Origin of the sequence: Paraburkholderia sp. MM5384-R2 (genome assembly GCF_014201025.1) — a bacterium.
GTDB classification, from domain to species: Bacteria; Pseudomonadota; Gammaproteobacteria; order Burkholderiales; family Burkholderiaceae; genus Paraburkholderia; species Paraburkholderia tuberum.
In genome coordinates this window covers 17,787-41,808 of record NZ_JACHDI010000022.1, presented here as the reverse complement: position 1 = coordinate 41,808, position 24,022 = coordinate 17,787, and the positions used below count along the sequence as shown (strand labels likewise).

Below are 24,022 nucleotides of genomic sequence, written 5' to 3'. Positions count from 1 at the left end.
TGACAGTCTAAACATTCTTCTTGCGGCACTGACCGTTGCGAGACATTTCTTTTGCTCATCGCTCAAACGCCATCTAGGTCAACGACACGATGCTCACCCGAGTTCACTCGCTTCCGCCATTGTTGCAGGCGCAACTCGACCTCTCGCCCGTCGAAATGCTTCAGTGCGAATTCTGTATTTTCAATCTCTTCTCCGAACGATGATTCAAGAAATGCGGTAACAGATATGTGTGATTTTATGTACTCAAGTTCTACGAAACGCATGCAAAGTCCATCAATGCTCTCAGCAAAGACTACGCCATTCTCTAAACATAGTGTGCATCTCTGAACGGGACAATTCGATTTCCCATCGGGAACAAAATCTGGCGCGATGTGGCGTGGAGGATTGTGAGGATCTTTACATCCCATACCGATTCGGCTACGACTCAATTTCCGGTATTCATCGAGCCGCCCCCTCTGGCTCGTTGTCACGCTTCCATCACGGGAACGTATGGCGAGAATAGCCGGATCGACCTTCTCGGTCTGCCTGATTTCATCCCATAGATTCTCGCTGAAAATCATGTAGAGCTTGTCAGTCTCTGCGTTGACAAAAGTGTTGTCTACGTACCTTACCGTGGACTTAAGCGTCTTCTGTCCTAACGCCTTCATGACATATAAGAGCATTCCGCCACTGACCCGATAGGCATACTCAGCGAATGCATCTCTGAGATCCCCTGCCACAAAGCGTTGAATGCGCTTCTCTGGCGGACAACCACGATTCACGCGCTCGATAACGACGTTAATATATGAACCAGGGCCCGATGGAGAACGCCCATAGTCGTTGCTGCTGAGCCATTGCATGTCCGCCGGAGATCTATAGTTCGCATAGAGCCATGGTGACCGAACCCCGAGTTTCAACTCTTCGATTTTTTCTTTTAAATCGGAGAGATCTTGTGCGTTCGCACCGCTCGACTGAAGTGTGCGATATCGACCCTCCAATGCTATCAGGTTCTTCCGCAGCTGAGTCCTCAAAGGAGCCGTGCGCTCTATGAGAGCCTTTATGACCATCCCGGCAGAGCTTTGAGATTTGTACAACCCTTCATAAATCTGCTCTGAATTTCCGCGCCTTTTTTTCCCATACATGATATATCGGGTAGCATCCTTTGGATGCTGGACGATAAAGTCCTCGTCGACATCCAATTGAATTAGGACTGCAGCATTCCATCCGGTTGCAGCCAAACACAAATGAAATGCATCTCTAATATCAGATCCGTCTGGGTAAAATCCGAGAAACATATCTTCTATGCTATAGCCTCGCTTTCGGAAATGTTTTTCATTGACATTCCCGTAAAGCGCTTCGCTACGCGGGCGAGGTTGCGCATTTCTATTGACAGCCATGCGGAAACGTCTGTAGTTTCTTCGCAGTCTCTCGTTTTCCGACGAAGACGATTTTCCTCCGACCCGTAATAGATTGTCAGTCCGCTCCCATCGCCAGAGAAGTCGAAACCAAGAATGCTTTAATTCAATGCGAATCATCCTAATCCCGTCTGGTGGCGGGAGATAATTTTGGGGAATCGGATCTTTCATACCTGCCCAATGCAATTTGGGCAATTCCCGCATCCGCCTAGCAAGCTCTAGAAGACGCCGGAAGCGTCGAAACTGTGTGACGTCCATTCCACTTTCGACCGCGCGATTCCGATGGATTTCCGTTATATCTGACAAATTTTTCACGCGAATCACTGGCACGCCGCTCGAGACGCATTCTGACTCGATTTGGTCGAATATGCGCCACCAGTTGCGCAAAGTCGTGAGATCTAAGGCAACACTTGACGGCGCGAGATATTCAGTCAATGCCTGGAAGGCGGGGGCAACTTCATATATCAATTCAGGCCTTCCCCTGTACATTCCGTTCCAGAGCCCATACCCCCGTGGCTCCAGTTGCCCGTCCTTAAAAGGGTGAAGGTCCACGAACACCGGCTCGGAGTGTAGCGTCCAGAATTGCAGAGGGTCGCCAAATTCGGGGCGCTGCATTGGAATCGAAACCGGGGGCTTATCTTCTTCGGTTGGGTTATGCGGGCGTTTGTGATCCTTGTCGTGCTTGCGTATACTCATAATGTGTCCCTCAAGCGCCGTTGCCGACCGAACCACTATTTAAATCATCCTCGTAACTGATCCAAAGATTGTTCGCTATGAGGTTCATGAACCAGCGCAGGTAAATCATCGATGTCTCGTCATCCGCGTGTCCAAGTTGCGGTTGAATGACAAAACGAATGACATCGACAGCTGCCATCTCTAATTTCCGCTCCTGCGCGGCATCAACACGCCCGGCCGGAATATACGGTTTCATGTACGCGATGAGCGTTGCGCACGCCCACCAATCACGGCCTAGATGGCAAGACCAGCCGTCGTAAGGCAGTTCAACATTTGTCCATGCGTGGTAGAGTTGCTTGCTTGTGATGGGCAAGCCAGTTCGCTCGTCGAGGAACATGTGGACGGCGTTGTCGATTCGCTCCTTACGTTCGCTCTTTGTTCTAGCGCCGCTCACCCATATTTTGAGCGCAGCGATGCGGCCGTGCTTGGCTTTCCGGTATTCATCCCAACGCTGCGCAAGTTTTACTGGCACCCATATGGACCTGCTCGGTCCGATCTTGTCACCGTGGTCTTTTCCATAGTCTGGCCCCTTCGTTCCATAGCGGATGGAAATAAGAACCTTCTGCTGTCTCAGGGGAGCGTCTGGACTGTGCGTTCGCCAATTCCGCCTGTCCTCAGGCAGACCGTCAACTCTAAAGCGCGAGATCTCTGTCCGGCGCATTGCGGTGAGCAACACTGACTCACACATCAGCCCTTTCGCGTAGCCGTTGCGACGATAGACCGCGTCAAGCCATTTCCTAAGCTCCTGCTCGGTCGGCATCTGGAGAGTTCGTTTGTCTTTTCGAAGTCTTCCAGCCCGAACATCTTTCGTCGTTTCACTGTGTCCTCTCGAATTCGACGCCTTTCGCGATGAAACAGTTACGGTAACCGAAGGAATGTCGAACTTCGGCCGAAGACCTTTATCCACCATCCACAAGAGAAAGTTGCACGCATGGTCGACGCGCACATTTACGGAATTGGGAGCAAGTGGCTGACCGTCTCGGGACCACGTGCCTTCAACTTGTTCTTTCTGATAGCCGTCCCTAATTGCTGTGATGTAGTCACACGTCCGCAGATCAATTTTGCGGACGTCAGCATACTCAAGGAAGTTTGCTAACCAATCCGCATAATCCTTCATCGACTGGTCGGAGGGCAACGCCTCCGGAAGACCTACCCCACGTTTAACCGGGTCCCAAACACCCAACCCACGGTCAATCAAATACCGACTGCCCAATCGGTGGTAACCGGGACGTGAATCGAGTATGTAGGGCAAGCCCGCGACTTTTCCGAACCCTGCTCGGGTTGTCACGGACGGGTCGCTGTACATCACGTGGTAAGTCATCGTCGACAGCACCGAACGGTGAGGTAACTCGAAGCTATCGGAATCTCCCGCAACAGTCAACTTCCATCTGGTATTTTTGGGCATGGCTATAACGCGCCGACGTATCTCGCATGTGTCTGGATCAGCGGGTTTGGTAAGCGCACGTATCCCCGGGCCGCGCGGATACACTGCGATACAAGGAGCGGCAAACGAGAGCCAGGCGGAGCGCGGCGCGACAACTCACGCGCGCCATCGCGCCCGTCGCTTCATTCAGCGACGCCGGTCGAAATACCGCCGCAACAGATAGTTCGCGGTCGAGCCATGCAGCAGCACCGACAACACGATCGCATCGAGCACGGCGGGCAGCAGCGGCGTCATCGCGCCACGCACGTATTCGAGGCCGAACATCAGGTAGTAAAACGCGCCGACGCCGCGAATCCCCATCCACGCCATCAGATGCCGCTGGCTATTGTCGATGCGCGCACCCATCATCGCGACGACGACGGACAGCGGCCGCGCGACGAAAAACAGAAACACCGCGGGCAACACGGCGCGCAGATCGAACATCTCGCGCCAGTGCGCGGACACGACGCAGCCGATGATCAGCATCAGCGACAACTCCGCGAGTCGCTCCATTTCGCGCATGAAGCCCATCATCGATTCGGCGAGGACCGCATGCGCCATTTCTGGATCCTGGGCGACATCGACCTGTTCGCCGTGCTGCACCTCGTCGAGCACTTCCGAGGGATTCTTGTCGCCCGTCGCGCGCAGTTCCTCGTGACGGACGGCGACGCCCGCCACGAACACCGCGACGAACGCATACGCGTGCAGCAGCAGCGCCGCGCCGTACGAGGTCGACATCAGGCCTAGCGCGAGAAACCCGTCGAGACCGATCGCTTCGCCGTAGCGGGTGCGCAGAAAGAAAATCGCGCGCGCGAACACGATCGCAAACACGCAACCGATCACGAGCGCACTGACGATCCCCCACAGCACCGAGCCGACGAAATGCACGCCACTACCCGAGCCGAACAGCCTCGCGCCGGCAAGCGTCAGTCCCAGCACCGCAAACGGATAGGCGGCACCGTCGTTCAGGCCGCCTTCCCCCGACAACGCGAAGCGCACGGGCTCGTCGTCGCCAGCTTGCGTCACGCGCAGCTCGTTGGCGAGCACCGGGTCGGTCGGCGCGAGCGCGGCCGCGAGGAACAACGCCGCGCCGTCCGCGCGGCCGGTCACCAAAGCGGTGAAGCCGAACATCAAGGCGACGGTGAAGAGCATCGCCGGGCCGCCGAGCCGCAGCGGCAACAACCACAGCGGATTGCGCAGCCGCACGCGCAGATGCATGCCGATCGAAAACAACGACACGACGAGCCCGACTTCAGCCAGCGTCGCGAGCAACGCGGTATTGCGGAGCAGATCGACCCCGACGAGCCCGGACACGGCCGGCCCGACCGCCACGCCGACCAGCAGATAGATCATCGCGCCGGTCAGCGGCAAGCGGCGGATCGGCCCGCGCGCGACGGCCATGAACGTGAGCAGCGCGCCGATCAGCAGGAACCAGACCGGTTCGTCCTTCATGGCGGAATCGCGAGCACGCGCGGCGACGGCGGCAGCCGGGCCGCGTCGCCGCTAGCGCGCGCTGCTCGCGCTATGCCAGCGGCACTGTCCGTGCTGAACCGCGGCCTGGTTCGCGCGCCCCGCGTGTTCACGGTTCGCCTGGTCGCGGCTCGACTCGCCAGGCGCCGTGCGCGCAGACGACGCCACTGGCAACACCCGACATCGCGGCGACGGCAAGGCGCTGTACAACCTTGTTCATGAGCGACCCCCTCGGTTCGGACCAGCTGGAATGCACTATCCGTTCCGTTGCAAGCCGCGTTCCTCGCCTGAGGCGTGAGCGTGCCGATCGCCCTCACACACCGAATGGAAAAGTCTCCGCCGCGTGGTTCTTTTCGTCGGCGGAAACGGGCAGCGCGCTCACCGCGCTCGTGCGATCGAACCACACGAACGCATCGAACTGCTCGGCCAGCGACGCTTGCGCGTAATGGCTATACCGCTCGGTCCCGGGACGGTAGATGACGCCGATGAAGCGCTCCAATAGCGGCGCGCGCAGCCGTTCGCGCAGCGTGTCGTGCATCCCGGGCCGCAGGTCGAGCAGGAAGCGCGGGAGACCCGTGCCGTGCATGCTGAATTCGACGCTGCCCGCGAGCGATGGCTGCACGGTTTTGACCTCCATCGGTCCGCCCCAATCGCTCGCCGCGGCGACCGTGCCGCTGTGCGTGCCAAACCCGATCAGCGCCGCCGCGTCGCCGAACTGCGCGCGGCACAGTTGGCCGAGATTGATCTCGTCCTGCATGCGGCCCATCTGAGTGGCGCTCGCGTCGCCGATATGCGAGTTGTGCGCCCACACGACCAGACGCGCCTGCGGCCCGCGGCTGTCGAGCGTATGACGCAGCGTGTCGAACATATGCGTGTCGCGCAGATTCCAGCTTTGCGGCCCGCCGTAGTACATCGCGCGATAGTAGTGCTCGGCGACCGCCACGAGCCGCGCGTTCTGCGCCGCGTCGAGGAAGCGCTCGCCGTCTTCGCGCGCATAGTCGAGCCGGCTTTTCAACAGATCGCCGAGTTGCGCGACCACGTGTTCTTCGCACTGCGCGTAGCCGCCGCTCAACGCGGCGCGTCCATACACGGCCGGATCTTTCTGCCACGGACTGAGGCACCCATAACGCTCGCGAGCGATGCGCGCCGCGGCAGGGTCGACGCTGTCGAGATAGCGCAATACCGCGTCGATCGATTCGGAAAGGCTGTAGATATCGAGCCCGTAAAAGCGCGTTTCGCGCTCGGGGTGCGCAGCGTTGTGCGAGCGCAGCCACGCGACGAAGCCCATGAAGTCGGTGTTGCGCCACATCCAGGTCGGAAAGCGGCGAAACGGTCGGGACCGCCCGCCGGGCATCGGCCGATCGCGCACATGCCGGTCGACGATCGCGGCGTCGGGCCAGTCGGCCTCGACCGCGATCATCGAAAAACCGTGCTGCTCGACGAGGCGCCGCGTGATCGCCGCGCGCGCACGGTAGAACTCCGACGTGCCGTGACTGGCCTCGCCGAGCAGCACGACCCGATGCCCGGCGAAGCGGTCGAAAAATGCCGCGAATTCCGCGGAATCGATGTCGGGCAACGGTTCGGCCGCCTCGCGAATCGCTAGTTCGAGTGCGGCCGGCGTAGGTGCGAGCGGGGCGGGCGTGGGCCGCCAATCCGCGCGCGCCGCGCCGCCTGGCTCCGGCCAGCCATCGTCGCCGACGAGCGGCACGAAGCGCACGTCGCCGAACGCATCTTCGTCGAAGTCGTGTTCGTCGCGCCGCACGATCTTCACGAGCCGCTGACGGCTCTGACTGCTGCCGACCGGCATCACGAGCCGTCCGCCCACGGCGAGTTGCATGCGCAGCGCTCGCGGCACATGCGGTCCGCCAGCCGCCGCGATGATCGCGTTATAGGGCGCATGCGCGGCAAGACCTGCGGTGCCGTCGCCGACATGCACTTCGACGTTCTCGTAGCCGAGCCGCCGCAAGCGCTCGCGCGCGCCCTCGGCGAGGCTCGCGTCGCGTTCTATGGAATCCACCCGGCCCGCGATCTCCGCGGCGATCGCGGCCGCATAGCCGGAGCCCGTGCCAATGTCGAGCACGCGATCGCCGGGCTGCAACTCGGCGGCCGCGAGCATCTTCGCGACGATGTACGGCTGCGAGATCGACTGCTCGCCGCCGATCGGCAGCGGCGTATCGTCATACGCGAATTCGCGCAGATCGGAGGGCACGAACGCCTCGCGCGGCACGCGCCGCATCGCCTCGATCACGTAGTCGTCGCGCACGCCGCGTTGCACGACCTGCCGTTCGACCATCCATGCGCGCGCTTCGTCGAAATCGCTCATCGCCGCCTCCTCGCGAATGCGCAGCGCTGCGCGCGCTCCGCACTTGCCACGGGGCCGCGCGCGAGCGCACTGCTGTTCCACGCTTCAGCAACGAGCATACCGCCGGCGGGGACCGGTGGCGATGCGCGAAGCGTGAAGCCGCCGGCACGCGCCCGCGGTCCGCGACCGCGGACCGATATTTGCTGCGGTTCCGGCGCGAGCGCTTGAGCGAACAAAACGCCGGTCCGATTCCGTCGCACAACAAGGGCGAAAATCATGAGCATTCCCATCCAGGTCGTATCCTTCCTCAGCTCGCGAGGTCTGAAGCTCGCGACCGCCGAATCCTGCACCGGCGGCCAGATCGCGTCATATCTCGCGAGCGTGCCGGGCAGCGGCGCATGTCTCGACGTCGGCTTCGTCAGCTACTCGCCATCGGGCAAAGCAGGGTTTCTCGGCGTGCGGCAAAGCACGATGAAGCAATACGGACTCACCAGCGAAGCGGTCGCGCGCGAAATGGCCGAGGGCGCGTTGCGCCAGGAAGGCTGCTGCGCGGACATCGCGGTATCGAACACGGGGCTCGCCGATGGCGGCGCGCATGGCGGCTCGGATGACGATCCGCCACAGGGCACGCAATGCTTCGCGTGGGCGTTCCGGCGGCCGGGCGATCAGTTCGTCACGTTCGCCGAGACGCGGCGCTTTTCGGGCGACCGCAACGACGTGCGTTCGGCCGCCGCGCTGTATGCGCTGTCGCGCGTCGAGCATTACTTCGATCAACTCCCGCGCATCCAGCGGGACCACTGAAGAGAGACCGAACGATGAATCTGCAATCTTCCTTCGACGCCAACGCCTGGCAACAGGCAGTGATTGACGAACTCCGCGTCGAGCGTGATTTCGACGTGGCCCGCGAACGCGAGCGGCGTGTCGCGTTCCTCGGCGACTACCTGGCGTCGCAAGGCCTGCGCGCCTACGTGCTGGGCATTAGCGGCGGCGTCGATTCGTCGACCGCGGGGCGCCTCGCGCAGCTTGCCGTCGAACGTCTGCGCGCCGGCGGCTATGAAGCCCGTTTCGTCGCGGTGCGTCTGCCGTTCGGCAGCCAGCGCGACGAAGAGGACGCCTCGGCCGCACTCGCGTTCATCCGTCCGGACGAAACGCTGACGGTCAATATCAAGGAGCCCGCCGACGCGATGCTGTCTTCGCTCAAACGCGGCAACGTGCAGTACGTCGACGACTTTCAGGAAGACTTCGTGCTCGGCAACATCAAGGCGCGGCAACGCATGATCGCGCAGTACGCGATTGCGGGCGCGCGGGTCGGCGTGGTGATAGGCACCGACCACGCGGCCGAATCACTGATGGGCTTCTTCACGAAGTTCGGCGACGGCGGCGCCGATATCCTGCCGCTCGCCGGTCTGACGAACCGCCGCGTGCGCGCGCTCGCGCATGCGCTCGGCGCATCTGAGCGGCTCGTCAACAAGGTGCCGACCGCGGACCTCGAATCGCTGACGCCGCAGAAGCCGGACGAGGACAGCTACGGCATCAGCTACCAGGACATCGACGACTTCCTCGAAGGCAAGCCCGTCAGTGAAGAAGTCTTGACCACGATCCGCCGCTTTTACATGGCGACGCGCCACAAGCGCGCGCTGCCGGTGGCTCCGACGCCATCGTCGGCGTCGGAGTGAAAGCGCGGCGCCCGCTCATCCGGCGCGCGGACGTTTGGCGCGCTTCGGCGGCTCGATGTCCTCGCCGGGCATTTCCTGCAGTTGCTGTTCGGGCGCGATGCGCGAGCCGCGGTCGCGATCGGCGGACTGATCGGTCGGCTCCTGCGGCGCGGCAGCCCCATCGACCGCGCCTTCCGCCTCGATCTGCCGGCGCGCTTCTTCCCAATGGTCGTCGGCCCTGCCTTCCGGCGACGGATCGTTTTCCCAGATGTGATACGCCCGCGTGCGGATGCGGGCTTCGAGTTCCTTGTCCATGTGTCTCTCCGTGAACGTGAGCGATGCGGTACGGCGCCACGCGCGCCGTGCCCGAATGACGGCGAGCGACAGGCGAGCAAGCGTTGTTCCGCGCGGCGTGTGCTGCTATTTGTGCAACTCGTTTCGCAGCGTCGCGACGTCGTTGGCGGTGACGGACTGCGCGTTGTTGCCCCAGGCGCTGCGGATATACGTCAACACCTGCGCGATCTCGACGACGGCGAGGGTCGCCGCGAACGGCGGCATCGACTGACGTGACGGACCGCTTCGCGTCGCCGGACTGTTGCCGCCTTCGACGAGCAGCCGGATCAGCGACGTGGTGTCTTCCGCGATCACCGAAGGGTTGCCCGCGAGCGCCGGGAACACGTTCGGCACGCCGCGCCCATCCGCGTGATGGCAGCTTGCGCAGAAAGACTGGTAGACGTTGAAGCCGACGCTCAGCGAGTCGGGCACGCGGCTGCCGTTCACGCTGGAACGCGCTGGATCGGCGCCGTGCGTATAGGTGCCCGACGGCTGTTGCGCGGGCAGCGACTTCAGGTAATGCGCGATCGCATGCAGATCGTCGTCGGTCAGATACTGCGTGCTGTCCTCGACCTGTTCGACCATGCTGCCGTACGCGATGACGCCCGCGCCGTGGCCGGTCTTCAGGAACGCGGCGATGTCCGCGGCGGTGAGCCGGCCGAGTCCTGAGCCCATGTCGCCGGTCAGGTTCGGCGCGAACCAGTGATCGTTGACGCCGCCCACCAGATAGTCGCTCGACGACTCGTTGAGGCCTTTTTCCTGGTAGAACTTGCCGCGCGGCGTATGACACGCGCCGCAATGTCCGGGGCCTTGCACCAGATACGCGCCGCGATTCCATATCGCGTCGCTTTGCGGACGCTGCACATATGGCTGCGAGGGCACGAAGACCATCTGCCAGAAGCGCAGCGCCCAGCGCTGGTTGAACGGAAACGCGACGTCCGAGCGCGGGGTCGGTTTCGCGACCGGCGCGATGCCGTGCAGCATGTATAGGTAAAGCGCATGCACGTCCTCGTCGCTGAGCTTCGAGAACGACACGTATGGCATCGCCGGATAGAGCCGCTTGCCGCCGCGCGCGACACCTTCGCGCAGCGCGCGCTCGAAGTCCTGGTACGTGTAGCGGCCGATGCCGTACTGCGGGTCCGGCGTGATATTGCTCGACACGATCGTGCCGAACGGCGACCCCATGCCAAGGCCGCCCGCAAACGGCGCGCCGCCCTGCGGCGCGGTGTGGCAGCCGGCGCAATCGGCGGCTTTCGCCAGGTACTCGCCACGCGCGAGCTGGGACGGCTCGATGCTCGCCGCGTCGCCCGAAGCCTGCGCGTCAGTGCTCGCCGCCGACGCATCCGCCGCGCTCGATCCACCGGTGAATGCGCTCGCCGACAACCCGACGCACACCGCCAGCAACGCACCCGCTGCCGCCGCTCGCGCCGCGGCGTGCCTTCGCATCATGGCGCGCCCTCCCCGCGGGCCCGCGCCGCGTCGTACGTGAATGCCGGCTGCCGGTCCGCGCGGCTCAGCCAGCGCGCCGCGACGAGCAGCCCGCCGGCCAGATAGGCCATCGCGCCCGGCACCCACATGATCAGTCCGCCCAGTTGCTGATCGTGCAGGGGATTGATGCCCAACGCCGCGCACGGTTCGATATACGACGGATACCAGAGGCCCGGCGCAAGCGTGATCAGCGCGCCGAGCGCACTCGTGTGAACCATCGTCGTGAACAGCGACAGCATCGCGTGGCCGCCGTTGCCGCGGCGGGCGCCGTCGCCTGTCACGGTCCACCAGAAGATCAGCGCACTCAGCAAAAAGCTGGCGTGCTGCAATGTATGCACGGTTGGATGCGCAAGCGCGGCCTCGAACAACGTCGGCGCATGCCACGCCCATAAAGCGACGGCGTGCAGCAACCACGCGACCAGCGGCGCGGTCAGCCAGCGCCACGCGCGCGCGAACGGTCGAGCGCGCACCGCCCGCCCGACCGCCAGACGCGCGCGCCGCGGCAGCGCCCACATCCATACGGCAAGCGGACGCCCCGCCACGCACAGCGGCGCCGCGATCAGCATCATCGATTCGTGCTGCACCATGTGCGCGGAAAACAGCGCCCCTGACAACGTATCGAGCGGCGACATCAACGCGAGCACGAGCGCGCTCCAACCGCCGGCGAAGGCCAGCAGATGCAGCGTGCGCGCGCCGACCCCGCGCCGCCGCGCGCGCGAGCGGCGCCGCAGCCGCGCATAGCCGATCAGATACGCGCCGATGCTGAGCGCCAGCAACGCGACGACCCACGGCTCGAAGCTCCAGCCGAACGACAAGGTCGCGCGATCGGCGTCGGACAGCACATGCGCGGCGGCCGTCGTGCTGGGCAGCCAGGCCAGGCATGCGGCCCAATGGATGTGCCGTGTCATCGGCAAGCGGGCAGCAGCCATTGCGGGAACCACATCGCGAGTTGCACGAGCGCGGACAGCGCACCGACGATCATCGCCATCAGCGCGAAAAAGCCGGCGCGCGCGTCGCGTCGCGCATAGGCGGGCTCGCCGAGCGAGCGTTCGGCACGCCAGCGTCCGTATGCGAGCCACGCGGCAAACGCGCAGAACGCGAACGCCGCCGCGCTGACCGCGTGCATCGGCCATGCGGCGCCGCTCGCGCAGGCGAGCCGGATCAGCGCATAGTCGATGCTCTGGGTGGCGAGCACCGCCGTGGGTGCCGCGAGCAATCCTAGCCAGATATCCATCGGCACCTCACGAATCACCCATGCATGCGCGGCGCAACGTACAGCACCGCATAGATCGGCAGCCAGCTCAGCACGACGAAGTACCAGTAGATCGCGTTTTCGCTGGTGTCGAGCAGCCGTTTGCCCTCGAACGGACCGATCTTCAGCAGTAGCGCGAGCACGGCTGAATCGACGGTATCGGTCAGGAGGTGCGTGGTATGCAGCCCGAGCAGCAGCCACACGATCGAGCCATATGCATTCGCGTACCACATCACGTTCAGCGCCGTGAACTCGAAGCCGCGCACCACGAGGAATGCCAGCGCGAACGCGAGGCACACGCTGAGCCACAAGCACGCGCGAGCGCGCTCGCCACGCTCCGCCGCGCGCTTCGCGAACTGGTTCGGCGCGAGGCTCAGCAGCAGGATGGCCGTGTTCAGCGTGCCCCACAGCAGAGCGGGCGGCGGCGCGTGCAGCGGCCACGCCGCGTTCACGCCGCGCAGATAAAAGTACATCGCGACCGCGATCGCGAACACAGTGCCTTCGATCGCCATCAGACCGGCGCTCGCCCACCACATCGGGCTGCGATGGCTGAAGTCGAAGCTCGGCAACGCGCGCACATCGAGGGTCGAGACGGTGCCCGCCGGCGCGTCGTCGGACTCGGCAAGCGTGCGGATTTGCGGCGTTTCGTGCTGCGCCGTACCGCCGCGCGGCGACGGCCAGCGTTCGAGCGCGCGCGCCAGCGCATTGCTCGCGCGGGTTGGCCAGAACCACGCGATCATCGCCGCGGCGACCGGCACGGTGCCCCACCATACGGCCGTCGGCGTGAAGATCGAACCGATAAAGAAGATCGTCGTCGCGACAGCGCTCACAAACGGCCAGATCGACGGCGTCGGAAACAGCGGGCGGGTTTCGGCGATCGCATCGAGCGCGCTCGTCGTCAGCACCTCGCGCGCGCCGGCCGTAAGTCCCGACACCGACGCCGGCTGCCGCGACGGCTCCCACAGCGGATGGCGGCCATGCACGATCGGCAGCACGTCGAAATTGTGCGGCGGCGGCGGGCTCGGCATGCTCCATTCGAGCGTGCCGCCGCCCCACGGATCGGCCGACGCGGCAGCGCCCCGCCGGCGGCTGCGCGCCACATTGACGAGGAACAGCAAGACGCCGACGCCCATCAGATACGCGCCGAGTGTCGCAGTCAAATTCAGCGGCCTCCAGCCGAGCCCGGCGGGATAAGTCCAGATGCGCCGCGTCATGCCATGCAGGCCGAGCCAGTGCATCGGGAAGAACGTCACGTTCAAGCCGATGAAGAACAGCCAGAAATGCCAGCGCCCGAGGCGCTCGCCGAGCATGCGTCCGGTGAGCTTCGGAAACCAGTAGTAGAACGCGCCGAACAGCGGAAACACCGCGCCGCCTATCAGCACGTAGTGCAGATGCGCGACCACGAAGTAGGTGTCATGCACCTGCAGATCCAGCGCGACCGAGCCGAGCATGATGCCGGTCATGCCGCCCAGCACCAGGATGAAGAAGAACGCGAGCACGAACAGCAGCGGCGTCCGGAGCCTGAGCTTGCCGGTCAGCAGCGTCGCGAGCCAGCAATAGATCTGAATGCCCGACGGTACCGCGATCAGCACGCTTGCCGCCGTGAAGAAGCTCTTGCCCAGTTCGGGCACCGTGGTCGCGAACATGTGATGCACCCAGAGTCCGAACGCAAGGAACGCGGTCGCGATCAGCGCGAGCACCATCGCCGGATAGCCGACCACCGGCCGGCGCGAAAAGGTCTCGATGATCGACGACATGAAGCCGAGTGCCGGGATGAAGATCAAATAGACCTCCGGGTGTCCGAAGAACCAGAACAGGTGTTGCCACAGCAGCACGTCGCCGCCGAGCGACGGGTTGTAAAACTGCGTGCTGACCAACCGGTCCAGAATCAGCGCGGTACTCGCGAGCATGACCGCGGGCATCGCGAACAGCACCATGAACTGCGTGACGAGCGTCGCCCATGCGAACAACGGCAGCCGGTTCAGCGACATGCCGGGCGCGCGCATTTTCAGAATGGTCGTGATCAGCACGATCGCTTCGAGCAGCGCGGACAGCTCGGTGAACGTGATCATCTGCGCCCAGATATCGGAGCCTTTGCCCGTCGCATAGTCCGGGCCGGCCAGCGGCACGTAGCTGAACCAGCCCGAGCGCGGCCCCGCGCCCATCGCGAACGCAATGTAGAGCGTCAGTCCGCCGAACAGGAACACCCAGTACGCGTACGCATTCATGCGCGGAAACGCGACGCTGCGCGCGCCGATCATCAACGGAATCAGGTAACCGGCGACCGCCTGCATCACCGGCACGGCGAACAGGAACATCATCGTCGTGCCGTGCATCGTGAACAGCTGGTCGTAGAAGTCGGGACCGACCACGTGGTTGTTCGGCCGCGCGAGCTGCGTGCGCATCGCGAGCGCGAGCAACCCCGCGAGCAGGAAGAACACGAACGTCGTGACGATGAAGCGCCGCGCGATCGTCTTGTGGTTGATTGCGGACAACCAGCCAATCACGCCCGGCGGATCGCGCCACGTGTCGGCGAGCAGCGCGCGCGTATCGGCGGGCGCGTGGGGGCCGTCCTTGATCGCGAGGTCGACGTGCAAGGCGGGCGGGCGTTCGAGCGTGCTCATCGTAGGGTTCCGAGCCAGGCGACCAGCGCTTGCCGGTCGGATGCGGGGAGCGGCACGGTCGGCATCGTCGTGCCCGGCTTCAGCGCGTTCGGATCGCGGATCCACGCCGCGAGGTTCTGCTGCGTGTTCGGCAGCACGCCCGCGGCGATCGTCTGGCGGCTCATCAGGTGCGTGAGGTCCGGGCCGAGCGTGCCCTGCGCCGACGTGCCGCGCACGGTGTGGCAGTTTGCGCAGCTCGACTGCTCGAAGATCTGCAGGCCGCGTCGAGCGACCACGTCGGTCGGACTGAGCGCCGCCGTCACGGCGGGCGTGGCCTGCTGCATGCGCCAGTGCGCGTAATGTTCGGGCGTGTCGGCGGTCACGAACATCGCCATCCATGCGTGCTCGGCACCGCAATATTCGGCGCACTGGCCGCGATAGACGCCGGGTTTGTCGACGCGGAATTCGATCGTCGAATCGATGCCCGGCAGCATGTCCTTCTTGCCGTGCAGATTGGGCATCCAGAAGCTGTGGATCACATCGCTCGTCTTCAGCGCGATGACGACTGGCCGCCCCGCGGGCACGTGAAATTCATTCGCGGTCGAGAAGCCCGGCTGTTGCGCGTCGCCAGGATAGTCGACTTTCCACCACCACTGCTCGCCGGTGACTTCGAGATGCAACGCGTCGTCGACCGGCAAGCGTGACAGCGCGCGATCCGTCAATACGTCGGCGACGATCAGCCCCAACAGCAGCGCGACCGACGCGACGCTGACGACGGCGACCACGCACTGCGTTCCGCGTTCGCGCGGCTGCGCGAGTGACGCATGCTCGATACCTTGCTCAGTGTCGCCAGTATTGCCGCTCCTATCGGTGCGGCGAACCAGCGCAATCAGTGTCGCGAACAGCACTGCCGCGAACACCGCGCCGCACACGATCAACGACAGGTGCCACAGCCGCAGAATGTGCGCGGCCTGCACGCCGGCCGGATGCAGCGCATCCTGCGGCGGTTGCTGTGCGCAAGCGCCGCGTGCCACGCAGGCGAGCAGTATCCGCACGCCGCGCCGCGCGAGGAGCGAAATGCGATGAGAAGCCGTAGGTCCGATAGGTCCAGCGAGATCGATCATGGCGCGACGTTGGAGGCAGGTAAGCCAGCGGTTCGCGTGCAGCACAGCAAGCGCCGTTCCAACGACGACAGCGGCAAAGCAACGGCCGATGCTCGACCGGGTGGCCAATCCTGGCCATCTGTGGACATTCGAGGGAGCCGCGATGACGACGTCAGAAGGAAAACGGCGGACACGCAGGTCCGCCGTGTGCCGGTCGCGGACTGGCACACGCGTCAGATGGGGATGCAGTCGCCAGGCGATAGCGCCATGCGCGCCGATGCCGGCGTGTCGTCGACGATCGACGCAATCCGGTCAGCATCGCGGCCGGATCGCCGGGCGCGGCACGGGCCGCGCGCTTACATCTCGGGACAGGCAAGGTCGGCCGCGACGATCCGCGCGCCGTATTCCTCGGCGGCGAGCCGCGCTTCCTCGATACTGTCGAACGGACCGACATCGGGTGCGCCATCGAAAGGGAACAGTCGGCGGCCGTCCACCTTACGGCTGACCAGTAGGTCGGCATAGAATCGTCCATCGGCGCTGCGTCGCGCGGTGACGAAGATCGAAAAGTCGTCGCGCGACAGGATCGCGGCCGGCGAGTACTGGATCAGTTTCAGCTTTCTCCTCGACATGTCACTCCCTGCCTGCATTAGGCGATCCTGTTATGCCCTTCTGAAACCGATGTTAATGGAGGTGTAAAAGGGCGCGTTCGTCCATAAGCGTCGACTTATGGACTTCCCTGTCGCAGCGACGCTTCAACCGGATCAGCGCGACCGCCGCGCGCATTTCAAGGCTCCAGCTTCACCTTGATCCACCCCGGCTCGCGCCGGTCGAACTCGCGGTAGGCCCTCTGTGCCGCAAATCGCGCTCGACGTGAGCCGCACGAGCGCGTCGGTCGGCTCCTGCAACTGCCATCATGCACCTCCGATGTTCGATGGCGCTTGCGCCGATCAGGTCTTGTCGCCGACCGCGCGACTGCCCGCCTGATCCAGCCTGGCTTGCAGCGTTTGCTTGCGCGCCGCGATCTTTTCACCGAGCGCGCCGAGATCGCAGCCGGTGCGCCGCAAGGCCGGAAAGAGTTCGCCCTCCTCTTCCTCGACGTGATGCCGCACGAGCTCGGACATGACCTTGAACGTCGCGTCGAAGCCTTTGTCGCCCGGCTTCAGCGTCTCGAACTTCGCGATCAGCGTTTTCACCAGAAAATGCTCGACGTAGGCTTCATCGACATCGAGCTTGTCGTCGTCGGGCAGCGCCTGTTGCGCGGCCGGATACAACAGCTCTTCCTCGATGATCGTGTGCATCGTCAGCTCTTCGCACGCGCGCTGCGTCAGCGCGGCTTTGGCTTCGAGCGTGTCGCGCTCGTCGCCGCGCGATTTGCCGAAGGCGTCGAACAGCTTTTCCACGGTGCGGTGATCGGCCTCGAGCAGCGCGAGCGCATCGGGCGTGCTTGCGGTTTCGCGTCGAGCGGTGGGCTGCGTGTCGTCGGTAGCGGATCGCGTTGCGCGGTTCATGGCGGCTCCTTCAATCGGTCAAGTGCCCGCATCGAGCAAACGCCATACCGCGCCAACGGTCCCGCGTCGGTACGTCACTTGCTGCTGGTGGTCCGGCGCGGCATGTTGCGCGCTAACCTCTCCTTCCTCTTTTCAACGACTGATGAGAATCGCCCAGATCGCTCCGCTTTACGAAAGCGTGCCGCCGTTCGCGTACGGCGCCACCGAACGCGTCGTGTCGTATCTGACCGAAGAGCTGGTCGCGCGCGGCCACGACGTGACGCTCTATGCGAGCGCCGATTCGACGAGCGCCGCGCGGCTCGTGCCGATCTGCCCGCGCGGTCTTTGGCGCGACGCGAACGTGTGGGACACGCAAACCCATCACATCAGGCAGCTCGCGCGCGTGATTCGCGACGCGGACCGCTTCGACGTCGTTCATTTTCACGGCGAGCCGCTGCATTTCGCGTGGGCCGAGCGCCTGCCGTGCCGTACGCTGACGACGCTGCACGGCCGTCTGCTGCTGAACGATCATGGCCCGCTGTTTCGCGAATTCGCGCGCGTGCCGGTGGTGTCGATTTCCGCGAGTCAGCGCCGGCCCGTGCCGTGGGCGAATTGGCAGGGCACGGTCCATCACGGCCTGCCGCTCGACCAGTTCGAATTTCAGCCGATGGCCGGTTCCTACCTGCTTTTTCTCGGCCGCATGATGCCGGAAAAACGTCCCGATCTCGCAATCGAAATCGCCCGGCGCAGCGGCTTGCCATTGAAGATCGCCGCGAAGATTCATCCCGGCGAACGCGACTATTTCCGCGAACGCATCGATCCGCTCTTGCGCCGCTCTGGCGCGTTCACCGAATACCTTGGCGAAGTCGGCGGCCTCGCGCGCCGGCAATTGCTCGAGAACGCGCGCGCGTTGCTGCTGCCCATCGAATGGGACGAGCCATTCGGCATGGTGATGATCGAGGCGATGGCATGCGGTACGCCGGCGATCGCGTTTCGCCGCGGCGCGGTGCCCGAATTGATCGAAGACGGCGTGAGCGGCCTGATCGTCGATAACGTGGACGAGGCCGTGCAAGCGGTTGCGCGCATCGACGGCATCGAGCGCGGCGCGTGCCGCCGCGCGTTCGAGCGCCGCTTCACGGCCGCGCGCATGACCGACGACTATCTGACGATCTACGGCGCGCTGCTCGCGCACGACACGAGCGGCCGCGCGCGAGCAACGGGCAGTCAGCCCGCGCCGGTGTAATTGCGTTAACCGGACCGCCCGCGCGGCGCACCTCGGTTTCGCGGGGCGTCCGGCTCTGCATCACCGCGAGCACTGCCGCAGCGACGTCCACTTGCGGACCAGATTCACGAACTTGGCCGATTCGCCCGGCAGCTGATGTTTGCACGACATTCGTCATATGCATTGTGCGAGCTTCGCGCGGCGCTTTCGGCCCGCGTGCCTGGATTGTGGCGGAGGCTGAAAACCGCCGTCGCCAAAAGAACGTTTTTACCGGCAACGCCCCAAAAAATGCAGCGACGGCATATGGCTTGCTCGTTTGTTTGACTAACAGGAAAGGTCCGCTTTCACGCCCGCTTCCAGTCCCGGAGCCCACTTGACCCACCGCGACTTCATCGTAATCGGCACGTCCTCGGGAGGGGTCGATGCGCTGCGTTCGCTTGCCTCGCAGCTTCCCGCCGATATGCCCGCCAGCATCGCCGTCGTTCTGCATATCGGCGCGCATGGCAGCATGCTGCCCGCGCTTCTGAACCAGGCCGGACCGCTACCCGCCAAGCACGCACAGGATGGCGAACATTACGCGCCCGGCAGAATTTACGTGGCGCCGCCCGATCGGCACCTCGTCGTCGAGGATGGGCTACTGCGGCTTCTGCACGGCGCAAAAGAGAACTTCGCGCGCCCGGCGATCGACCCCCTCTTTCGCACTGCGGCCACGCAGATAGGGCCACGCGCGATCGGCGTGATCCTGACCGGCCTGCTCGACGACGGCACCGCGGGCCTCGAAGCAATCCAGGCGTGCGGCGGCGCGACGCTCGTCCAGGACCCGGCCGACGCGTTCGCGAGCGAAATGCCGCGACATGCATCGCCGTTTGCCGACCACGTGCTGCCGCTCGATCAAATGGGGCAATGTTTGGTAAAACTGACCGGCGGCAACGCCAGCGCGCCGGGAAAAAACGGCCGTGCGCGGCGCGAGGCGACCGATCGCATCGTTCTCGAACAAGACGCGTGGCTGGCCGGCACCACGGCATTCGAAGCAATCAGGGGACTCGCGACGCCCTCGACTTTCACATGCCCCGAATGCAACGGCACGCTGTGGCGCATGACCGGATCGCGGGTGATGCGTTATCGCTGTCATACCGGTCATGCGTATTCGGCCGCGTCGCTCGGCGACGGCCGCATGACGGATGCCGAGGACTCATTGCGCAAAGCGCTGCGTGCGCTGCGCGAGCGCGAAATGTTTAGCCGCGAGTTGCGCGAGCATTTCGCCAAAACCGGAGATACCGCCGCGCAACAGCGCGAGGAGGATAATGTGCTGCGCGCGAGGCACGCGGCCGAACTGCTGCAGTCGATGCTGATGGAAAAATGAGTGCAATGCGGGATAATAGCCGTCCGAGCCAGCAAGAAATGGGCTCGTCGCCCTATAAAAATCCACCGCTGAACACTATCCTTTCCAAGAAGGGACACGCAGCCATGTCAAAGAAGCGAGGGCAAACTCTGCCTAGCCAGGCACTCTATCCGATCGTCGGTATCGGCGCATCGGCGGGGGGGCTTAACGCGCTGACGGAATTCTTCGAGGCGCTGCCCGCGCACACGTCGATGGCCTTCGTCGTGGTCGTTCACCTGTTGCCGGATCACGAAAGCAATCTGGCCTCACTGCTGCAGAAAGTCACCAGCATGTCCGTGCAGCAGGTCACAGGCCCCACGCCGATCGAATCGGACCACGTCTATCTGGTCGCGCCCTCGTTCGAGATGATCATGGTCGACGGCTACCTGCGCGTCACGCGCAAGCTGCCCGAGGAAGGACGCCGCGCGAGCATCGATCTGTTTTTCCGCACGCTCGCCGAGGCGCACCGCGAACGCGCGATAGGCATCGTGATGTCGGGAGCGGGCTCGGACGGCTCGGTCGGCTTGTCGCGCATCAAGGAAATGGGCGGCATCACGCTCGTGCAGGACCCTTCCGAGGCCGAATACGACAGCATGCCGCGCAGCGCAATCGCGACCGGCATGGCCGACTTCGTGATGACCGCGGCCGAGATGCCGCAACGGCTGCTCGATCTGTGGTCCACCGCGCGGGAAATCCATCTGCCGGCCGCGGAGGCGGACGAGCCCGAGGAAGACACGGTCAACGAGTCGGCCGAGCGCGCGCTCCGCGAAATCATGGTGATTCTGCGCACCCGCACCGCACACGATTTCCGACATTACAAACGGGCTACGGTTCTGCGGCGTATCGAACGCCGGCTGCAAGTCAACGGCATTACCGACCTGCAGGTGTATCGCGATTATCTGCATCTGCACCCTGAAGAAACCCAGGCGCTGTTGCAGGACATGCTGATCAGCGTCACCAATTTCTTCCGCGACAAGGAAGCGTTCGACGTGCTCGAACGTGAAGTATTGCCGCCCCTGTTCGAAAACCGCGGCGAACAGGACCGCATCCGCGTGTGGTCGGTGGGCTGCGCGACGGGCGAAGAAGCCTATTCGCTGGCGATGCTGCTGCAGGAACGCTCGCTGAAGTCGCCCGAGGGCGTGTCTTTTCAGGTGTTCGCGACCGACATCGACGAGCGCGCCATTTCCCTCGCGCGCGCCGGTGTGTACCCGGAGTCGATCTCCGCCGACCTGACGCCGGCGCGCATCCGCCAGTTCTTCACGAGGGACGCCGCGCATTTCCGGATCAAGAAAGAGCTGCGCGAGCACATGCTGTTCGCCCACCATAACGTGCTGAGCGACCCGCCGTTCTCGCGGCTCGACATGATCTGCTGCCGCAACCTGCTGATCTACCTCGACCGCGAAGCGCAGATCGAAATCCTGAAGATGTTCCACTTCGCGCTGCGTCCCGGCGGCATGCTGTTCCTCGGCAGCTCGGAGTCGGCCGACGGCGTGAGTTCGATGTTCACCGTGGTCGACAAGCGCAACCGCATCTATCGCGCGAACATGGCGGTACGCAGTGACACGCCGGTGCCGATCGCGATTTCCGGCACCGTGAGCTCGCGGCCCGTCGTGACCACGGTGCAGCCGCCGGGGCGCCGGCGCTTTTCGTTCGGCGATCTGCATCAGCGGCTCGTCGAGCAATATGCGCCGCCCAGCGTGCTGGTGAGCCGCGAATCCGAAATCGTTCACCTGTCCGATCGCGCCGGGCGTTTTCTGCAGTATTCCGGCGGCGAGCCGTCGCACAACATCGTGGCCGTCGTGCGTCCCGAACTGCGGCTGGAACTGCGCACCGCGATCTATCAGGCCTTGCACACGAACCGCAGCGTCGAAGCGCGCCGCGTGCGCATCGAGCGCGATGGCCGGTCGTACTTCGTCAACATGACCGCGCGGCCCGTGCACGATCCGGAAGCGAACGCGGACTTCGTGCTGGTGCTGTTCGACGAGGTCGAGGACAGCGTGGCGAACGCCGAAACGGCGCCGGCCGACGTGCAGAAAGACCCGATCATCAGTCAGCTCGAACGGGAACTGCAACGCACGAAGGAACAGTTGCAGTCCACGATCGAGCAGTCGGAAACCTCAACCGAGGAGCTGAAGGCCTCGAACGAGGAATTGCAGGCGATCAACGAGGAACTGCGCTCGGCGACCGAGGAGCTTGAAACCAGCAAGGAAGAGCTGCAATCGATCAACGAGGAGTTGACCACGGTCAACGCGGAGCTGAAGTCGAAGGTCGAGGAAACCGGCAAGATCAACGACGACTTGCAGAACCTGATCGCCGCGAACGACATCGGCACGATCTTCGTCGACCGCAACATCTGCATCAAGCGCTATACGCCGCGCGCAACCGACGTCTTCAGCATCATTGCGTCGGACATCGGCCGCTCGCTGCTCGACATCACGCACCGCCTCGAATACGACAAGCTCGCCGACGACGCGGCCGAGGCATTCGACTCGTTGCGCCTGATCGAACGCGAGCTGAAGAGCAACGACGGGCGCTGGTATCTCGCGCGCTTCGTGCCTTACCGCACGACCGAAGACCGCATCGACGGCGCGGTGCTGTCGTTCATCGACATCACCGGGCGGCGTCAGGCGGAAGACCGGCTGCGCGAAGGCGAGCGGCGCATGCGCATCGTCGCGGAAAGCACGCGCGACTACGCGATCATCACGTTCGACGACAACCGCGTGATCAACAGCTGGAACGCGGGCGCGGAACGGATTTTCGGCTATACGGAAGCCGATATGATCGGCCAGTCCGCCGACATCCTGTACACCGAAGAGGACCGCGCCGACAACGTCGCGCAACGCGAGTTCGCCGAAGCGCGTCTGAATGGCCGCGCCGAAGAGGAGCGCTGGCATTTGCGCAAGGACGGCACGCGCTTTTTCGCGAGCGGCGTGCTGTCCCGTCTCGACGAACCGGGCATCAGCGGCTTTGCGCAGATCACGCGCGATCTCGGCGAATATGTGAACGAACCGACCTCGGGACGCGGCACCCATGTCGAATCGCTGCGCGCGGCAAGCGAGCGCGACGCGCAGCGGCGCCGCGACGAATTTCTCGCGGTCGTGTCGCACGAGCTCAAGCATCCGCTGAACCTGATTTCGGCCAGCGCCGAGCTGATCGCGCGCGCGCCGGAAGCGCGGCAGAACCTGAACGTGTCGCGCGCGACCGATACGATCCGCCGCACCGTGATGGGCCAGGCGCAAATCATCGACGATCTGCTCGACATTTCGCGCGTGCGCACGGGCAAGCTGTCGGTCGTGCGTACCGTAGTGGACATGCGCGAGATCGTGCAGCGCGTGTGCAGCGCGGTGCAGGACGATACGGCGCAGCGCGGCGTCGCGTTGAGGGTCGACATCACCGATGCGCCCGTGATCATTCACGCGGACCTCACGCGGATCGAGCAGATCGTGTGGAATCTGATCAGCAATGCGCTGAAGTTCACGCAGCGCGGTTCGATTCAGGTGTCGTTGCAGGTCAACGATCACGCCGAGGCCGTGCTGCGCGTCAGCGATACCGGCATCGGCATCGAGGCGTCGCTGCTGCCGCATATCTTCGAGATGTTCCAGCAGAGCCGCGATCCGGGCTTGCGCCGCGGGGGCCTCGGCATCGGCCTCGCGCTGGTGCGTGATCTGGTCAACCTGCACGGCGGCGCGGTGCGTGCGGAGTCGGACGGCGTCGGCCGCGGCGCGACTTTCACGGTGACCCTGCCCATCCACCGGCTCGCCACCCGCACGAGCGCGGATATCGAAGTCACCGCCGAGCCGTTGAAAGGCACGCGCATCCTGATGGTCGACGACGACGCCGCGACCGTCGAAACCTTCAAGCTGCTGCTGGAAAGCGAGGGCGCCGAAGTGCGGACCGCGACGAGCGGCGAGGAAGCGTTGACGATCATCAACGGCAACGCGCCCGATATCATCCTGTCCGACATCGGCATGCCGGGCATGAACGGTATGGAGTTCATCGGCAAGCTGCGCAGCATGCCGACGATGAAGTCCGTGATCTGCGTCGCGGTCAGCGGCTTTGGACAGCAGGCGGACGTCAGTGCGGCCGAACACGCGGGCTTCGACGCGCACCTGAAAAAGCCGGTGGTTCTCGAAGACCTGCTGAGCATTTTCGCGCGGCTGCGCGGCTGAACTAG

17 protein-coding genes are annotated in these 24,022 nt (G+C 64.0%); 5 read left to right on the top strand and 12 right to left on the bottom strand.

Features of this window, described 5'->3' with window-relative positions; genetic code table 11:
* Window positions 1-62 precede the first annotated feature (62 nt).
* The 4 genes from HDG37_RS28530 to HDG37_RS28515 form a co-directional block, all read right to left on the bottom strand.
* Window positions 63-2,090, bottom strand: a complete 2,028-nt coding sequence (locus HDG37_RS28530; protein ID WP_184053387.1) for a hypothetical protein — start codon at window positions 2,088-2,090, stop codon at window positions 63-65.
* Window positions 2,091-2,100: 10 nt separating this feature from the next.
* Window positions 2,101-3,534 (bottom strand): site-specific integrase, encoded by a 1,434-nt coding sequence (locus HDG37_RS28525; protein ID WP_184053385.1) that lies wholly within the window; start codon window positions 3,532-3,534, stop codon window positions 2,101-2,103.
* 165 nt (window positions 3,535-3,699) lie between these two features.
* The gene (locus HDG37_RS28520; RefSeq protein WP_184053383.1) at window positions 3,700-5,004 is read right to left on the bottom strand and encodes a cation:proton antiporter; all 1,305 of its coding nucleotides are present in this window, start codon (window positions 5,002-5,004) and stop codon (window positions 3,700-3,702) included.
* A 331-nt stretch (window positions 5,005-5,335) separates the two neighbouring features.
* Window positions 5,336-7,345: a protein-L-isoaspartate(D-aspartate) O-methyltransferase gene (locus tag HDG37_RS28515; RefSeq protein WP_184053381.1), complete on the bottom strand. Its 2,010-nt coding sequence runs from the start codon at window positions 7,343-7,345 to the stop codon at window positions 5,336-5,338.
* A gap of 255 nt (window positions 7,346-7,600) precedes the next feature.
* On the opposite strand from HDG37_RS28515, the gene HDG37_RS28510 reads away from it, so the two are divergent.
* Together HDG37_RS28510 and nadE are read left to right on the top strand one after the other, a co-directional pair.
* On the top strand, window positions 7,601-8,125 hold the full coding sequence (locus tag HDG37_RS28510) for a CinA family protein (RefSeq protein ID WP_184053379.1): 525 nt from the start codon (window positions 7,601-7,603) through the stop codon (window positions 8,123-8,125).
* A 14-nt stretch (window positions 8,126-8,139) separates the two neighbouring features.
* Window positions 8,140-9,000, top strand: coding sequence for an ammonia-dependent NAD(+) synthetase (nadE, locus tag HDG37_RS28505; RefSeq protein ID WP_184053377.1), 861 nt, complete (start codon window positions 8,140-8,142; stop codon window positions 8,998-9,000).
* 15 nt (window positions 9,001-9,015) lie between these two features.
* On the opposite strand, the gene HDG37_RS28500 is transcribed toward nadE, so the two are convergent.
* The 8 genes from HDG37_RS28500 to HDG37_RS28465 all read right to left on the bottom strand — a co-directional run bounded on the left by HDG37_RS28500 (window position 9,016) and on the right by HDG37_RS28465 (window position 17,266).
* The gene (locus tag HDG37_RS28500; RefSeq protein ID WP_184053375.1) at window positions 9,016-9,294 is read right to left on the bottom strand and encodes a DUF2934 domain-containing protein; all 279 of its coding nucleotides are present in this window, start codon (window positions 9,292-9,294) and stop codon (window positions 9,016-9,018) included.
* 105 nt (window positions 9,295-9,399) lie between these two features.
* Window positions 9,400-10,761: a cytochrome c gene (locus HDG37_RS28495; RefSeq protein WP_184053373.1), complete on the bottom strand. Its 1,362-nt coding sequence runs from the start codon at window positions 10,759-10,761 to the stop codon at window positions 9,400-9,402.
* Entirely contained in the window at window positions 10,758-11,708 is a 951-nt protein-coding gene (locus HDG37_RS28490; RefSeq protein WP_184053371.1) for a cytochrome c oxidase assembly protein, read from the bottom strand. The genes HDG37_RS28495 and HDG37_RS28490 overlap by 4 nt, the downstream gene beginning before the upstream one ends.
* A complete protein-coding gene (locus tag HDG37_RS28485; RefSeq protein WP_184053369.1) occupies window positions 11,705-12,034 on the bottom strand; it encodes a hypothetical protein in 330 nt (109 codons plus the stop codon). The genes HDG37_RS28490 and HDG37_RS28485 overlap by 4 nt, the downstream gene beginning before the upstream one ends.
* A 14-nt stretch (window positions 12,035-12,048) precedes the next feature.
* Window positions 12,049-14,676 (bottom strand): cytochrome c oxidase subunit I, encoded by a 2,628-nt coding sequence (gene ctaD / locus HDG37_RS28480; protein WP_184053365.1) that lies wholly within the window; start codon window positions 14,674-14,676, stop codon window positions 12,049-12,051.
* The gene (gene coxB / locus HDG37_RS28475) at window positions 14,673-15,779 is read right to left on the bottom strand and encodes a cytochrome c oxidase subunit II (RefSeq protein WP_184053362.1); all 1,107 of its coding nucleotides are present in this window, start codon (window positions 15,777-15,779) and stop codon (window positions 14,673-14,675) included. Before coxB ends, ctaD begins: the two co-directional genes overlap by 4 nt.
* Before the next feature lie 335 nt (window positions 15,780-16,114).
* Window positions 16,115-16,387 (bottom strand): DUF6723 family protein, encoded by a 273-nt coding sequence (locus tag HDG37_RS28470; protein ID WP_184053359.1) that lies wholly within the window; start codon window positions 16,385-16,387, stop codon window positions 16,115-16,117.
* A gap of 318 nt (window positions 16,388-16,705) precedes the next feature.
* Window positions 16,706-17,266: a hemerythrin domain-containing protein gene (locus tag HDG37_RS28465; RefSeq protein ID WP_184053356.1), complete on the bottom strand. Its 561-nt coding sequence runs from the start codon at window positions 17,264-17,266 to the stop codon at window positions 16,706-16,708.
* A 142-nt stretch (window positions 17,267-17,408) separates the two neighbouring features.
* Between HDG37_RS28465 and HDG37_RS28460 the strand changes: the two genes are divergently transcribed.
* The 3 genes from HDG37_RS28460 to HDG37_RS28450 all read left to right on the top strand — a co-directional run bounded on the left by HDG37_RS28460 (window position 17,409) and on the right by HDG37_RS28450 (window position 24,017).
* A complete protein-coding gene (locus HDG37_RS28460; protein ID WP_184053353.1) occupies window positions 17,409-18,488 on the top strand; it encodes a glycosyltransferase family 4 protein in 1,080 nt (359 codons plus the stop codon).
* A gap of 352 nt (window positions 18,489-18,840) precedes the next feature.
* Window positions 18,841-19,830: a chemotaxis protein CheB gene (locus HDG37_RS28455; RefSeq protein WP_184053350.1), complete on the top strand. Its 990-nt coding sequence runs from the start codon at window positions 18,841-18,843 to the stop codon at window positions 19,828-19,830.
* Window positions 19,831-19,934: 104 nt separating this feature from the next.
* Window positions 19,935-24,017: a CheR family methyltransferase gene (locus HDG37_RS28450; protein ID WP_184053347.1), complete on the top strand. Its 4,083-nt coding sequence runs from the start codon at window positions 19,935-19,937 to the stop codon at window positions 24,015-24,017.
* Window positions 24,018-24,022: the final 5 nt, after the last annotated feature.

Coding starts and splice junctions, on each gene's coding strand:
- HDG37_RS28465 (WP_184053356.1), bottom strand. CDS start 17,266: ATGAACCGCGCAACGCGATCCGCTACCGACGACACGCAGCCCACCGCT.
- HDG37_RS28490 (WP_184053371.1), bottom strand. CDS start 11,708: ATGACACGGCACATCCATTGGGCCGCATGCCTGGCCTGGCTGCCCAGC.
- ctaD (WP_184053365.1), bottom strand. CDS start 14,676: ATGAGCACGCTCGAACGCCCGCCCGCCTTGCACGTCGACCTCGCGATC.
- HDG37_RS28510 (WP_184053379.1), top strand. CDS start 7,601: ATGAGCATTCCCATCCAGGTCGTATCCTTCCTCAGCTCGCGAGGTCTG.
- HDG37_RS28500 (WP_184053375.1), bottom strand. CDS start 9,294: ATGGACAAGGAACTCGAAGCCCGCATCCGCACGCGGGCGTATCACATC.
- nadE (WP_184053377.1), top strand. CDS start 8,140: ATGAATCTGCAATCTTCCTTCGACGCCAACGCCTGGCAACAGGCAGTG.
- HDG37_RS28525 (WP_184053385.1), bottom strand. CDS start 3,534: ATGCCCAAAAATACCAGATGGAAGTTGACTGTTGCGGGAGATTCCGAT.
- HDG37_RS28485 (WP_184053369.1), bottom strand. CDS start 12,034: ATGGATATCTGGCTAGGATTGCTCGCGGCACCCACGGCGGTGCTCGCC.
- coxB (WP_184053362.1), bottom strand. CDS start 15,779: ATGATCGATCTCGCTGGACCTATCGGACCTACGGCTTCTCATCGCATT.
- HDG37_RS28520 (WP_184053383.1), bottom strand. CDS start 5,004: ATGAAGGACGAACCGGTCTGGTTCCTGCTGATCGGCGCGCTGCTCACG.
- HDG37_RS28450 (WP_184053347.1), top strand. CDS start 19,935: ATGTCAAAGAAGCGAGGGCAAACTCTGCCTAGCCAGGCACTCTATCCG.
- HDG37_RS28470 (WP_184053359.1), bottom strand. CDS start 16,387: ATGTCGAGGAGAAAGCTGAAACTGATCCAGTACTCGCCGGCCGCGATC.
- HDG37_RS28530 (WP_184053387.1), bottom strand. CDS start 2,090: ATGAGTATACGCAAGCACGACAAGGATCACAAACGCCCGCATAACCCA.
- HDG37_RS28460 (WP_184053353.1), top strand. CDS start 17,409: ATGAGAATCGCCCAGATCGCTCCGCTTTACGAAAGCGTGCCGCCGTTC.
- HDG37_RS28515 (WP_184053381.1), bottom strand. CDS start 7,345: ATGAGCGATTTCGACGAAGCGCGCGCATGGATGGTCGAACGGCAGGTC.
- HDG37_RS28495 (WP_184053373.1), bottom strand. CDS start 10,761: ATGATGCGAAGGCACGCCGCGGCGCGAGCGGCGGCAGCGGGTGCGTTG.